Genomic DNA, 13,801 nt, shown 5'->3' with positions numbered 1-13,801 from the left:
AAGGCAAAAGGCAATCCACTGAAGATTTTATTGTATATAAAAGTAACCCAAATATTTTTTCCAGTGTTTTATTCATTATTCAGGAATTTCTTAATAACAGACTCAACCTGACATTCAACAGATGCGAGTTCATCTCCGGCATCTATTATCACAAACCTTTCAGGTTCTCTTTCTGCAAGTTTTAGAAAATTTCCCTGAACTGTCTTTAAGAACTCAATCTTTTCGAATTTTGTTTTTTCTCCGCGAACACCGCATCTTGTTACAGCAATGGCTGGATCGATAGTGAAAAGAATGGTCAGATCGGGAATGATTGTCCAGCCTTTGTGGATACCTATAACAAATTCCATCGCATCATCGAAAATATTAGATAGAGTTGCACCCTGATATGCATACCTGCTGTCAGAATATCGGTCTGATATTACGTTCTTTCCTTCTTCAATAGCAGGTTTTATTACCCTGGCAATATGTTCGGCATGGTCTGCCACAAACAGGAAAAGTTCCGCAAGAGGGTCAGTATCAGATTCAATCGATGTTTTCACTGCTTTTCCAATCCAGTTATGAGTGGGTTCCCGTGTGAAAACAACTTCTGGAAATTTATTTTTAAGCATATTTGCAATACTTGATTTTCCTGTGCCGTCAATCCCTTCAAGAGTGATTAATTTTCCTTTTGGTACCATTTACTACCTATATCCTGGTAAATAATGAAAAAGCTTATGCATTTCTCAAATTTATTTACCAATGGGAAAGTGAAAATCATGGATATTCAAACCACAACACAAACAGAATTGATCGATATAACTGACCGGGTTCGTACAGCAGTACGGGAAAGTGGGGTAAAGGATGGTATTTGCGTCATCTCCACGCGCCACAGCACAGGCAGTATAATAATCAACGAGAACGAACGCGGGCTCAGGAATGATATATTGGAGATGTTAGAAAACCTTGTTCTGGAAAACAAAAGCTACGCCCATAACCAGATAGATAATAATGCACACGCACACCTGCGTGCCGTGCTTCTGGGAATGAGCGAAACAATCCCGGTCGAAGATGGGCATCCTGTGCTTGGCACATGGCAAAGCATTTTCTTCGTCGAACTTGACGGCCCCCGCAAGCGCACTGTAAATATAAAAATAATGGAAAGCTAGAAAGTTTCCAGCTCTCCCCTTGTAGTCATATCGGTGATCTTTGTAATATCGTTGAGCCATTTATCAATTATAACTTCAGACTCGGATTTGATGGCTTTCATATTGGCGCCATCCTGCGGTATTATCTGGGCGCTTGCGATCAATGGCTCATCGATCGGATGACCGATCTGGGAAAGAATCCTGATATACGCATCTTCGATGCCAGGGACATTTGCTGCAATATCCTTGGCAATCTGGTTAGAAAGAAGGTTGTATAGTTTTCCTACATGGTTTATTGGATTCTTCCCGCTTGTGGCTTCCATGCTCATGGGCCTGTTGGGCGTGATCAGGCCGTTGCACCTGTTGCCGCGCCCGACTGAGCCATCGTCACCCATTTCAGCAGAAGTTCCTGTAACTGTCAGGTAAATCGAGCCTGTTTTTTCATCATCACCCGTATTTATGAAGACTTCTACCTCGCGGTCGGTATATTCTTCAGCAAGGTCGCATATTTTGTCGCGGAGTTCATCCTTTATATTGAAGTAATGTGAATTGTCATCAATATGTTTGCCTATCATGGCGCATGCTACTGTGAGGGTTATTTTTTCATTCTTCCTCATACCCATGACCTTGATGTCTGTTCCGATGGCGGGAAGATCCTTCTTGAAATTCAAGACCATCTGGCGTTCGGTATTATAAACTATATTCTCCACTTCTGAAAACGGGGCATGGCCTACACCAAAAGATGTATCGTTGGCCATTGGCGCTTTCCTGCGATTAAAAACACTCTGGAGGTCTGTTGAGCCCGTACCAAGTTTACAATCTATGATAATATCATGTTCCGAATCAATATCAGGAAGAGTGGTTTTAAGATAATTCTTTGCAGCTCTTATTGCTGTGGTATCTGTGGCTATTTTTGTATCTTTAAATTCTTTTGTTGCCCTTCCAACAAGCAATACATAGATAGGTGAGATCAATTCCCCGCCCCGGCATTCAGGGCAGGAACGCCCGGCTACGACCTCGACCTGGTCTGTATTATGATGAAGGATTGTGCCGCATTTTTTGATATATTCATTGCAAAGCGCCCTGCTTACCGATTCTGCAAAACCGTCAGCCATGCTGTCCGGGTGCCCTACACCTTTTCGTTCTACTATTTCAATCTCCTGTTTTTCAATTGGAGTCTGTGTGATTTTTTCCACGCGAATGTTTCTTGCCATTTAATTACCTCAAAAGGTTTTCTTCAAATGATGCTATTTACCATATAATAACTTTTTGTTTATGTAAATCTATTTATTCATGTTAATTTAATGCTGGATAATAAATTTACAGAAAAATGAAAGAAATGACTTCTTTACCGGAAACTACAAAAACGCTCCTTAAAAAACATGGTTATCACCTTGCTGGAACCCACAGCGCTGTGAAAACATGCCTGTGGCTCAACAAAAGTATCCGTAATACGGGAGCATGTTATAAATCAAAGTTCTATGGGATGACATCCCACAGGTGTATACAGATGACTCCCACGCTTGTCTGCAACCACAGGTGCCTTCACTGCTGGCGGGCGGTCGAAGTACCAGTAGAAGTACCCCCTGTATGGGATTCGCCCGAAGATATTGTAAAGGGAGTTTTTAATGAACACCGCAGGCTTGTTTCAGGTTATGGCGGTTCGGAATTCATGGATAAAACAAGGTGGAAAGAGGCATTTTCCCCGAAACACGTAGCAATTTCGTTATCAGGCGAGCCAACAATGTATCCCTATCTTCCTGAATTGATAAAAGAGTTCCATAAAAATGATCTGACCACTTTTGTGGTCACAAACGGCACGATCCCTGACATGGTAAAAAAAATAAAACCCACGCAGCTTTATATAAGCCTTAATGCGCCGGATGAAAATACATATGAAAAAGCATGTTCCCCAATCGGGAATAGCTGGGAAAACATAAAGCAGTCTCTTGAAATCCTGAAGCGTCCGGGCACAAGGACGGCCATCAGGATAACCCTGACAAAAGGAGTGAATATGGTGGACCCGAGAGGTTACGCGCGGCTTATAGAACTTGCCCGGCCTGATTATGTAGAATTGAAAGCATATATGCATCTTGGTTTTTCAAGAAAGCGGCTTTCTCAGGATAATATGCCTTCACATGAGGAGGTTCTTGGTTTTTCAAAACAGGTTGCACAGGCGCTTGAATATTGTATTGCAGATGATTCGAGTGGAAGCCGGGTAGTGCTGCTATCGAAGGATGGCAGGAAACAAAATATATAACAAAATGCTTATGTGCTTTATATGCTTATTATCATCAGAATATGACTGAAGGAGAGGATAAGGTAATTCCGGAAGAGGATATACTCGGAGAACCAATTGAGATCCTGGTAAATCTTGCCAAAAATGGTGAAATCGACCCCTGGAATATCAACATCGTTGAACTTACGGACAAATTCTTAAAGATGGTAGACAATATTGAGAAAATGGATCTTCGCGTTTCGGGGCGAACTCTCCTTTACGCTTCGATATTGCTGCGCATGAAATCAAATGCACTGGTTGAAGTGGAAGAGCCTCAGGAGGAGATAGATATTGAGTCGGATAATTTTGAAATAAGCGATTATCCTGTACCTTCCATGCCCCTTCGCCGTTATTCGAAAAGACCGGTGACGCTTGAAGAATTACTGACTGAGCTAAAGAAGGCAGAAGCATTTGAAAAAAAGAGGCTTAATCGGGTTGACAATAAAAAAGATGAGATCAGGGCTACTCTTGAGGATGTTCTTTCAGTGGCCCACGAAGAAGATATAGAAAGCAGGATTGGGAAGATGAGATTAATATTAAATGAATTATTGGAAAAACAAAAATCTATTAAATTTTCGGAACTGTCCTCTCCCCTTGACAGGGCAGGGATGTTAATGGCTTATCTTGCGATTTTATTCCTTGCTACAAGAAAGGAGATATGGATTGAACAGGAAGAATTCTTTGGTGAAATTTTCATAAGCAGGGTGGCATCATGAGCAGGGATAAGGAGATACTGGAAGCTGCGCTTTTTGCGTCCGGTGAGCCCCTTCATATCGGGCAGCTTAAAAACCTGGTGCGGGGAAAGAATGTCAGGGAACTGCTCCGGCAACTGGCAGATGAATATATAGCGCACGATAGTGCTATTGAGATAAAGGAAATGGATGACAGGTTCATAATGCAGGTAAAACCGGAATTTGCTGACAGGGTAAGGTCAATAGCGCCTAAAGAGCTGCGCTCGCCGGTTCTGCGGACACTTGCCATGATAGCATATCACCAGCCCATAACAGTAGCAGAACTTGTTGACAGGAGAGGTCCTGCGACCTATGATCATGTGAGGGAACTTGAAGAAAGCGGTTTTATCTCAGCAGTCCAGCAGGGAAGAACGCGGCTTCTTGCGACTACGCAGAGATTTGCGGAGTATTTTAACCTTGAATCAGGCGATCCTGAAGCTATAAAAAGAAAGATCATAGAGCTTGCCAGGGAACAGAAAATGGGTCTTGACAAATGGCTCGGAAAGCAGGGGATCGGTGTAAGTCCCATGTATGAATCTTTGATGGAGCTTTGTGGTATAGCAGAATATACTGTGATCAATCCGTATACACCTACGGAAGAGGAGCATGACCGCATACAGGAAATGGGTGTTCTTGTAATTTCAAAAGGATATAAGGAAAGGGTGAGCAATATTTTTGACGGAAGGATAATCGAGATCCAGGCAACAACTTTTGAAGATATTATCAACTCCATTAATATCCTTGCAGAATACGGAAGCAAAAGAAAAGTAAAGGAAAGCATTGAATACATTTCTGAACTAAAGGCTCAGTATATCGATAAATCCAATTTCATAACTGCAAAAGTCATGCCCCAGACAGAAATGGTCTCGCGTATGATCAATGAAATGGGCCTGGGGATTTCAGCGGATGGCATAAAGATAGCGCCGGATTATGGTACATCGAGCGAAGGAAAGGAGATCGGAGGGGGGGCCGATATTCTGATACCCACTCATAAAAAGGCAGAAATGGATGTGGTGAAGAGGGTCTGCCAGAGGTATGATGCTGTGATCGAGGGATTGAACATTAAGAAAGGCAACTGCTTATGATTTACTTAATATAATTATTAACATTAACAACCGACAACTTTACAGCACCGGTCAGAAAAAGTATATATAGTAATGTTTTATAGTATTACTATCAGAATTCTGATATTAGGTAAAGTGGAGGGATTATATGAGTAAGAGATACATATTCGGTATTTTAGTTGCTACACTTATTGTCTGGGGTGTTGTTGGCTTCAACGCAGTAAATGCAACTTCTGAGGAAACTACAGTGAATCAAATTGATGAAAATACACAACAAATTGATGACAATGAATTTAGCACAGATAACGGGATGATGAATGTTCATGGGAAAATGAAAGAAGACCCGATTCATGCAAATGCGCATAGAATGCTTATGGAAGGCAGGCAAATCTTTCGCTTTGACACTTTCGGTGACGAGGCATTCTGGGGTGACACTCTTAAAATACACCAGGCCATTGCAGGCGAAGCAAACGGAGGGGTGGGGCCTGGCGTCAGCCCGAAGACCGCACTGGACGTGGGCTTAAAAGTTGATGTGGATGCGCTTCCCAGGGACCTGGTCGAAGACCTTGAAAAAGGAAATGTAAATCTTGATGATCCGGCTACAACGCTTGCTTTAATCAAACTCAACGCAGTTGTTGGTATTAACGGTTCATTTGATAATGACGGGAAACTCACGACTGTTGGGATTACATGTGCTGTTTGCCACTCAACAGTGGATGATTCGTTTGCTCCAGGCATCGGGCGAAGGCTGGACGGCTGGGCAAACCATGATCTCAATGTAGGCGCAATTGTAAATCTTTCTCCTGATCTTACTCTGGTAGCCAATCTTCTGAACGTTTCAGAACCTACAGTAAGAACAGTGCTTAACAGCTGGGGTCCCGGGAAATTCGATGCAGAACTGTTCCTGGATGGCAAAGCGTTTAATCCCCAGCAGATGACCGATGGCGTTGTAACAGGGACGAACGTATCAGGTGCTACTTTGATCCCGAACGCTTTCGGACTGGCAGGGTTCAACCAGCATACATGGACAGGCGCATGGGGTTCGGTCCCGTACTGGAACGCTTTTGTCGCCAATCTTGAAATGCACGGGAAAGGAGTGTTCTATGATCCCAGGTTGAATGACTCAACCAGGTTCCCGATAGCTGCTGCCAACGGATTTGGGAACGTGCGAACCGATCCTGATAGTGACCTGATCACGTCTAAACTTCCGGCCCTTCAGTTCTATCAACTGGCCATTCCATCGCCTGTGCCGAAGCCTGGCATAGACTTTGATAAGGAAGCTGCAGAGCGCGGAGATGAACTCTTCAGCGGAAAGGCGCAATGCAACAACTGCCATGTAGAACCGCTCTGGACCGAGCCAGGATGGAACCTGCATAAGCCATCTGAAATCGGTATAGACAGTTTCCAGGCAGACCGGGCGCCGGACGGAGTATATAAGACCATGAACCTCGCAGGTGTGTTTGTGCGCGAGAACGGTTTATTCATGAAGCCTGAGAACAAGGGCGGCTTCTATCATGATGGGCGCTTCAAGACATTGCTGGATGTAGTGGATCATTATAACACCTTCTTTAATCTGAACCTGACAGCCCAGGAAAAGGGAGACCTGGTGGAGTATGTAAAATCACTTTCAGCAGGTACTGTCAGCACACACACTAATATTATCAAGAACCCCGGGTTTGAATCCGGTACTGCTTCCTGGAACTTCTATACAAATGGAACCGGGACATTCACTACAGGCCCACCAGCCTCTGAGGGATCTAATTCTGCAAATATTGTTCTGAATAGTGGGGGTACGAATGTCCAATTATATCAGAAGGGGATACCACTGGAACCAAACACACGCTATCGGCTGACTTTTTCAGCATATTCGACGTCCGGACATGATCTTAGTGTGAATTTAATTAAGCACGGTTCACCATATACCAACTACGGTTTATCCTACAGGGCAAATCTTGGCACGAGCTGGCAGTCTTTTACGACTGAATTTGATACGACTGGTTTTGCAGGTGCGGTAACCGATGGACGTTTAATGTTCTGGCTTGCACCATTTGCGAAAGCAGGAGACAAGTACTTCATTGATAATGTGCAACTGGAGAAGATCTGATAAAAGAAATAAACAATATGAATTTACCTGAGAGCATGTCTGAATATTTATTCTGGACAGGATTAATTTCCATCCTGTAAATCCTGTAATCCTGTCCAAAAATGCCTCTGAATACTCACTCATAACCAATTATGTGCATCGAATCGGTGTGAAAACCAAATGTAGGTCAAATTTTCAGACAGGCTCTAAGAGAGATTGAAAAGAATTATATGGTAATGGAGTATATTAGTAAATCAGCCCTTGGTGGGGTTGAAACTCGAGCTGAGTAAATAAAATTTCTGACCTGAGTTTGTCTGTATGACTTTGGTTATGATGACTTTTAAGAAAAATATTGGGAGGAAAAAGTATGAAATGGAATAGGGACAGAATAAAATATATAGCATGCGCAATCGTGATGCTGATTGTTGCATCCAGCATTGGCTTCGCGGTGCCGCAACAGAGCGATGACCCTGCAAAAGTGGATGGAAAATATAATCGATCGCCTGATGATATTATAATTCCGGGAACAGGCAAGATCGTTAAAAAAGCCGACCTTGAGAAAAACATTGTAATAAAAACCGGAAAATTCAAGCAACCCGAGGAAAAAAATAAGAGTTCTTTTGGCAGCGATATGGTCGAAGTAATAAAGAACAATAAGTTAATCGATGAAAACCAGCATGATACTGCATTAAGCGTAACATGCGAGAATGGGGAATGCACTTACCAACTCATTAAGCTTGGTGAGATTCCAACTACGACAGTGCACGTGGAAACAGTAAACTATGCCGTTGAACAGGCATATTCATGGATACCAGATCCAACCAACAAGCCAAATTGGAATTTCGGCACATTCATGAAAGTTCCAGGGAACCACCTAACAAAGGAAGCCAGTTTAGCGCCTATTTTGGCTCATTAGTTGGCGCCACGACCATATTACAGCCCGTAATAGAATGGGGACAGACAGGATACCAATATTGGGTTATGAACCCGGTCTTTGTATGGACTGACCGAAGTATCTACGTTAACGGCACCAGAATAAGAGTGCCGGTTAGTAATTGGATCCAAGGGGGAGTGTTTACTTATAGTCCTCACTGGTGGATGCTATGGACGGCTGACAAAGGACCATCGGGTACCGCATCGCCTGCTCTTGCGAGTTCGGGGATATACATATACGATGGGGAGGCTATCGGAGTCACATCGTCGCAGCTAGAGGTTTATGACTTAAATTATTGCAACCAGTACCCGGGACCCGCTACAATTTTAACAGGGTTTAGTGATGCATTTGAACCCTCATGGGTGGCGCAGCAGCTAGTTACCGGGTGCGGTCTGGGTGTCCAGATCGATTCATCCGATAGTGTAACCCTTGAGACTGGAAATTGATTCTACGATTTCTATTTTTATTTTTTCTATAAGAGCTTGTCTGGATATTTTCATAACTGATAACGATTTTTCCCAATCGCCAACAGTGGCTATTTAAGTTTCCAATTGTCGAAATACTTATATTTTCAGACAAGCAGGATCTCTAACAACTTTTGACCCTTTTCTTCTATCACATTAAGTTTATCCTTTACCTCTGATTTTTTAAGATATATTTCATGTCTTCCACCATATTCATCTTCCGATTTAAGAGACAGTTCTTCGCCCGAAGGACTGTGTTTTTTTATCTCTGCTACCGTAGGAGCGAATATTGATGCAACCTTCTGCATAAGCTCAAAAACAAGTTTCTCCTCAAAAATATCCTTTTCTTCCAGGAATATGGTCTCTAACTTTTGTTTCTTGAGATAAAGATCATTTGTCTTCTCGGCAATTTTTTTCCCGAATTCCTGAAGTCTTAACATATTTAATTCATTTTTCAATTCAGGAACAGCATTAACGCTCGTCTCTACACCATTCTCCTCTGTATAGGACACATCAACTGAAAATTCTTCTGTTAAAATCATTTTCAGTCTGAATTGTTCAGCCCTGGCGCCGTATCTTTTCCTGAAAACGACTTCAAGCTCTTTATCTGAGAGAATAAGATCACTGAGAAGAAAAAAATCGATGTTCACATTATCAGGCACAAGTTCTTTTTTAAGGAAAGATTTTTTCATCCTTGCAGGTATTTCTATACCTTTTACAAAATCATGAGCCCTTACATGACTTTTCCAGAACCCGGATTCTGGTGATGCAATGTAAAAAAGGCAGGAAATTCCACTTTCATAGTCTACCTGTACGTTTGCAGAGTAACCTTTTTCTATAAGTTTGATAGTATATTTTTTGCCTGTCGCAGGTATGGGATCGTAGATAAAGAAGGTCTCCAGTAATTTCCTGTTCTCCTCGTTTGCCTCCTCAATCTTTTTTTCAAGCTGCGCGATCTCCCTGGATATTTCATCCGAGAACTTTGTCTTGCCTTCTTCTATCAATGTTTTCAAATATTCTTTGCTCCTGTCTGCATATTTAACGATCGTCTCCTGCTCTTTACTCCTGGTAACCGCTCCCTCAATCGCGTTCTCAACTGCAAGGATAAAGTTATCCATCTCATCTGTAACAGAATTCTTAAGTCTTCTCCTGTCTATTATCGTTTCTTTGAGATCAAAAACAGCATTTTCAAATTTTATAGTCTTAACACCTGTATCTACAAAACTGTTCAGCAGTCTCAGGAAGTCTATTTGCATCCGGAATTCAGTCGAATCCCCATAAAGAAATCTCATCAAGCACCTCTATTATCTCAACATTTATATCCATTTCTTTTTCCTGAAATAAACCAGCATTGAAATCCCTACACAGGTCATTACGATCCAGACAGCAGGATAACCCCAGCGCCACCTGAGTTCAGGCATAAATTCAAAATTCATCCCATAAACACCGGCTATAAAAGTCAGGGGAATAAATATTGTTGCAATTATCGTTAAAACCTTCATTATCTCGTTCATTTTATTGCTGATACTTGAAAGATAAACATCAAGCATACCCGATAGCACATCCCTGTAGGTCTCTATTGTATCAATCACCTGGATTGTGTGATCATAAACATCTTTAAGATATATGCGCGTCTGTTCCTGGATTAAAGCAGAATCGGATCTTTCAAGGGCACTGAGAACATCTCTTAAAGGCCACACCGACTTACGCAGGGAGATCATCTTTCTTTTTAAACAATGAATTCCATGTAATGTTGCAGGTTTTGGATTGGTAATCATTGTTTCTTCAACATCTTCGATATTCTCACCCAATTTTTCAAGAATTGAAAAATAACTGTCAACTATGAAATCCACCAGGCTATATGAAAGATAATCTGCTCCCATCTTCCTGGTACGGCCTTTACCAGTCCGGATTCTTTCTCTTATAGGATCGAAAATATTACCTTCTTTTTCCTGGAACGAAATTACAAAATTATGCCCAAAAATTATACTGATCTGTTCTATGTCTATATTGTGTGTTTTTTCATTATAATAGAGCATCTTTAAGACAATATAGATATGTGTCTCAAAATCCTCTATCTTGGGGCGCTGCTCTGTATTCAGGATGTCTTCAAGCAGAAGGGGATGGAAGCCAAATTTGTTTCCTATCTTTTCAATTATATCAACCTGGTGAAGGCCATCAATATTTATCCATGTGGTCGTTGGCTTGTCTTTGAAGGGAAAACACTCCTCAATTGTCCTGGCCTCTTTTTCCTCAAATTGATTTTCATCATAATCAAGTATCCTGATCCTTACATGTTCAGATTTTTTCTCCCCGATATGGATCAATGACCCTGGCGGAAGACCTGTTTTGACCGACCTTTTTTTCTTAGGCATTTTTAATCATCTTCAAAAATAAATAACTCCTCAATTTTCGATTTCAGCGCCTTTGCAACATCATGCGCTAACTTCAGCGACGGATTGTACTTTCCCTGCTCAAGAAAAACAATGGTCTCACGCCTGACCCCGACTTGTTGTGCAAGCTTTTCCTGAGTCAGGTCATATTTTGCGCGGAATTCCTTGATGCGGGTTTTCATCATATATCGCCTTTTTTGTGGAAATAAAATGCAAATAACGCATATTGTCCTCGTTCATCGACAAGAATAACTGTTGGTTTTGATTTTGTTGATTGATATATCGTTCTTACCAGCATAGTGGCCCAAATAGCAATAAAGAGTGACAGATGCTGATTTGATGTATTTTGAAGCCAACGCGCAAAAAAAATTAACACCAAAAAAATAAAAAAACCCGCTTCAAACAAAATATCTTTATCGGTTCTGAATTTCACTGCGCATCCCCTTTCTTTCAAAATATTGAATAAGCACAAACGGGATGGCAAGCACTGCCGCGCCAATTATCGAAAGAAGTTTCATTACATATCCTCTTTTTTCTCAAAATACCAATTGAATGCGCTGAATGTGAACACCATGAAGAAAAAGACAATGCTTAAAGCACCCCGAATATCCAGGTTTACGTTAACCTTATCCGCAAACATCAATACCGTTGTCAGAACTAACGTGGCAAACCAGGAGCCTGCAAGCGCGCGATACATTACTTTTCTTGTTCTTTCATCCTGCTCTACTCCCTCGCCATACTTGAAATGCCTGTACAGGCTTGTGAATAGCATCGATAACCCAACCGCGAATATGCCTGACAGTATGCCGGAACTTACGCTGCCCGGATAATTGCTCAATATCATTCCAAGCGCAAGAAAGCCCACAGCAACTGCAATGCTTATTTTATTTTCTTTTTTCATAATATCATCTTTGTTGCGTAGTTCTAACTTAATGTTATATATTTATAACATTTACTTAAAGCTTTCTATTGTCGATCCGATCATCCCTTTTTGTTCCTGTGTGAGAAAAGGAGATAAAGTAGTTCATGTCAGGCAAGTTTTGTCTGCTGCGACTTTGCCTTTAATCCGTCAAGGTCGATCAGGTCTTTAATAATATCTATAAGGACTTTGTTCCCAAGAAGTTGTATCTCACTTATGTCCCCGTTCATCTCAAAAGCCGGATCATCTACTGGAATTTTTATGCGTGTTACGGCCGTGCGGTGTTCATTGAGGAGGGCATCCTTTGACTCCTTTACTGTGTCGGTCTTTCGCGCTTCGATACCCAGCAATTCAAGCTCATATTTGAAAGACGGGCGGTGGAAAAGTGAAGAAAGAATAAATACTGCAATTTCTAACCTTTTTGAAATATCAATATCTTTCAAATGCTCTTTCACAATACTATAAACATCACGTTTCATACCGGGTTTTAAAATATATACTTTTGATGGCGGTATGTCGAGCTCTTCCACGTAACCGATTTCATGCAAAGCCCGAAGATATCCTGTAAGTATCAGCCTGTGCTGGTCGTATCCGTTCTTTTTCAATTCCCTTGCTATGCTGCTGATTGACATCTGCTTATTTGCCATCACTTTTGTAAGGATATTGTAATATTCTGACATGAACAAATTAGATTTGGTAACAAACCTGATATACGTTTGGGTGTCAAACATCATTATCATAGAATATTAACTTATATAAATCAAAAATAGTCGATAGATCTCACTTCTTTCAAGTTCTCCTCACATAAAGCTTACAGTTCCACGGATCACTCCCCGACTTTTCTCACAACTACCGACCCATCCTTCATCCTGACAAGTCTCTCCTTAACTATCCCGTATTTATGATAGCTCATAGCTTCGACATGACCAATGCCCAGATTTTTCATAATCAGTTTAGCATCTTCCTGCGCTATGTCAAGTTCTTCTACCGGAGGCGAAACATTGACTTTTTTCTTTGATAAGATCGCCCCATCCTTCATACTGGCCCCTGCGTATCCCTTTGCATCATTTAAAATAAGTATGCCCTTCTTCATATACGCCCCGGCAAATTCACCTGCTGCTCCTTCAATAATTATAAGACCGCCATCAAGATGCGCGCCAGTATTCATGCCTGCATCTCCTGTGATATGGATCTTGCCTTTTTGCATCAAAAGCCCTGTTCCATTATATGCCTCACCCTCAACTGTGATTGCAGCTTCGCAGTTGCATCTTGCAGCTATTGTTCCTCGCATGATTCCATCATCGAGTAGCAGATGTTTTTTTCGCAAATCATATTTGTTCTTGATAAGCACATCCTTCCCTGTTCCATTGCACAGGATATCCGTAATAGACCGAAACTTCCTGTAACCTGGTTCATCCGATACCGCCTCTATTACATTTCCAGTGGGCTGCTCCACATTTCCTTTAATATATATGGTTCCTGAAACCATGCCCATCCCCATTTCTGATGAGACATCCCCATCGATATAGAGTTTTCCTGCACTTTCAATAGCTCCCGTCCCTCCGAAATGCCTGAGGTTCACTCCCATGCTGTAACCCAGACCTTTGCCTGCATTACCTGAAATATGCACCTCCTTCCCTTTCCTCAACTCATTTACAAGGTCAAAATAAGTGTAACTCGTACCAGCCTGGGAAGGGATGATTGTCCCCGGACGGATTTTATTATTCTGCCATGTGAAATTGTATGTGTAATCGCACAGGTTATCGATGCGGTCTTTTAAAGCCAGGAACATAGGATTCGAACTGTTGACC

General features: G+C 41.7%; 16 protein-coding genes. 7 read left to right on the top strand and 9 right to left on the bottom strand.

Translation table 11 applies throughout. The annotated features are described in order from the left end of the window. Positions 1-68: 68 nt before the first annotated feature. Positions 69-677, bottom strand: coding sequence for a dTMP kinase (locus FIB07_06700; protein ID NJD52544.1), 609 nt, complete (start codon positions 675-677; stop codon positions 69-71). Positions 678-755: 78 nt separating this feature from the next. Here FIB07_06700 and FIB07_06695 point away from each other — a divergent pair, with 78 nt between their 5' ends. Next, positions 756-1,145 (top strand): YjbQ family protein, encoded by a 390-nt coding sequence (locus tag FIB07_06695; GenBank protein NJD52543.1) that lies wholly within the window; start codon positions 756-758, stop codon positions 1,143-1,145. On the opposite strand, the gene FIB07_06690 is transcribed toward FIB07_06695, so the two are convergent. Further along, the gene (locus FIB07_06690) at positions 1,142-2,338 is read right to left on the bottom strand and encodes a methionine adenosyltransferase (GenBank protein NJD52542.1); all 1,197 of its coding nucleotides are present in this window, start codon (positions 2,336-2,338) and stop codon (positions 1,142-1,144) included. The two genes, FIB07_06695 and FIB07_06690, sit on opposite strands and share 4 nt — an antisense overlap. A 116-nt stretch (positions 2,339-2,454) precedes the next feature. On the opposite strand from FIB07_06690, the gene FIB07_06685 reads away from it, so the two are divergent. The 6 genes from FIB07_06685 (at position 2,455) to FIB07_06660 (ending at position 8,660) form a co-directional block, all read left to right on the top strand. Next, entirely contained in the window at positions 2,455-3,384 is a 930-nt protein-coding gene (locus FIB07_06685; GenBank protein ID NJD52541.1) for a 4-demethylwyosine synthase TYW1, read from the top strand. Positions 3,385-3,425: 41 nt separating this feature from the next. Further along, positions 3,426-4,118, top strand: a complete 693-nt coding sequence (locus FIB07_06680) for a segregation/condensation protein A (GenBank protein NJD52540.1) — start codon at positions 3,426-3,428, stop codon at positions 4,116-4,118. Then, positions 4,115-5,218: an SMC-Scp complex subunit ScpB gene (scpB, locus tag FIB07_06675; protein ID NJD52539.1), complete on the top strand. Its 1,104-nt coding sequence runs from the start codon at positions 4,115-4,117 to the stop codon at positions 5,216-5,218. The genes FIB07_06680 and scpB overlap by 4 nt, the downstream gene beginning before the upstream one ends. A 127-nt stretch (positions 5,219-5,345) precedes the next feature. Continuing rightward, positions 5,346-7,301, top strand: coding sequence for a hypothetical protein (locus FIB07_06670; GenBank protein NJD52538.1), 1,956 nt, complete (start codon positions 5,346-5,348; stop codon positions 7,299-7,301). 346 nt (positions 7,302-7,647) lie between these two features. After that, positions 7,648-8,196 (top strand): hypothetical protein, encoded by a 549-nt coding sequence (locus FIB07_06665; GenBank protein NJD52537.1) that lies wholly within the window; start codon positions 7,648-7,650, stop codon positions 8,194-8,196. A gap of 155 nt (positions 8,197-8,351) precedes the next feature. Then, complete coding sequence (locus FIB07_06660) at positions 8,352-8,660, top strand: hypothetical protein (protein NJD52536.1); 309 nt, start codon at positions 8,352-8,354, stop codon at positions 8,658-8,660. 125 nt (positions 8,661-8,785) lie between these two features. Here the strand turns inward: FIB07_06660 and FIB07_06655 are convergent, their stop codons facing one another. The 7 genes from FIB07_06655 to FIB07_06625 all read right to left on the bottom strand — a co-directional run bounded on the left by FIB07_06655 (position 8,786) and on the right by FIB07_06625 (position 13,782). Next, on the bottom strand, positions 8,786-9,970 hold the full coding sequence (locus FIB07_06655) for a hypothetical protein (protein ID NJD52535.1): 1,185 nt from the start codon (positions 9,968-9,970) through the stop codon (positions 8,786-8,788). 24 nt (positions 9,971-9,994) lie between these two features. Beyond that, positions 9,995-11,053, bottom strand: coding sequence for a magnesium/cobalt transporter CorA (gene corA / locus FIB07_06650; protein NJD52534.1), 1,059 nt, complete (start codon positions 11,051-11,053; stop codon positions 9,995-9,997). Positions 11,054-11,055: 2 nt separating this feature from the next. Next, a complete protein-coding gene (locus tag FIB07_06645) occupies positions 11,056-11,253 on the bottom strand; it encodes a helix-turn-helix transcriptional regulator (protein NJD52533.1) in 198 nt (65 codons plus the stop codon). Then, positions 11,253-11,504: a hypothetical protein gene (locus tag FIB07_06640; GenBank protein ID NJD52532.1), complete on the bottom strand. Its 252-nt coding sequence runs from the start codon at positions 11,502-11,504 to the stop codon at positions 11,253-11,255. Before FIB07_06640 ends, FIB07_06645 begins: the two co-directional genes overlap by 1 nt. 84 nt (positions 11,505-11,588) lie before the next feature. After that, positions 11,589-11,972 carry a hypothetical protein gene (locus FIB07_06635; GenBank protein NJD52531.1) on the bottom strand — a complete coding sequence of 128 codons (384 nt, stop codon included), beginning with the start codon at positions 11,970-11,972 and terminating at the stop codon, positions 11,589-11,591. Positions 11,973-12,100: 128 nt separating this feature from the next. Beyond that, positions 12,101-12,670, bottom strand: a complete 570-nt coding sequence (locus tag FIB07_06630; protein NJD52530.1) for a hypothetical protein — start codon at positions 12,668-12,670, stop codon at positions 12,101-12,103. 146 nt (positions 12,671-12,816) lie between these two features. Then, entirely contained in the window at positions 12,817-13,782 is a 966-nt protein-coding gene (locus FIB07_06625) for a formylmethanofuran dehydrogenase (GenBank protein NJD52529.1), read from the bottom strand. Between the last annotated feature and the right edge of the window lie 19 nt (positions 13,783-13,801).

The sequence above is a fragment of the Candidatus Methanoperedens sp. genome, from assembly GCA_012026795.1.
GTDB lineage: Archaea > Halobacteriota > Methanosarcinia > Methanosarcinales > Methanoperedenaceae > Methanoperedens.
Note: the sequence above shows the minus strand (reverse complement) of the source record. Positions and strands in the feature narration are given on the sequence as shown.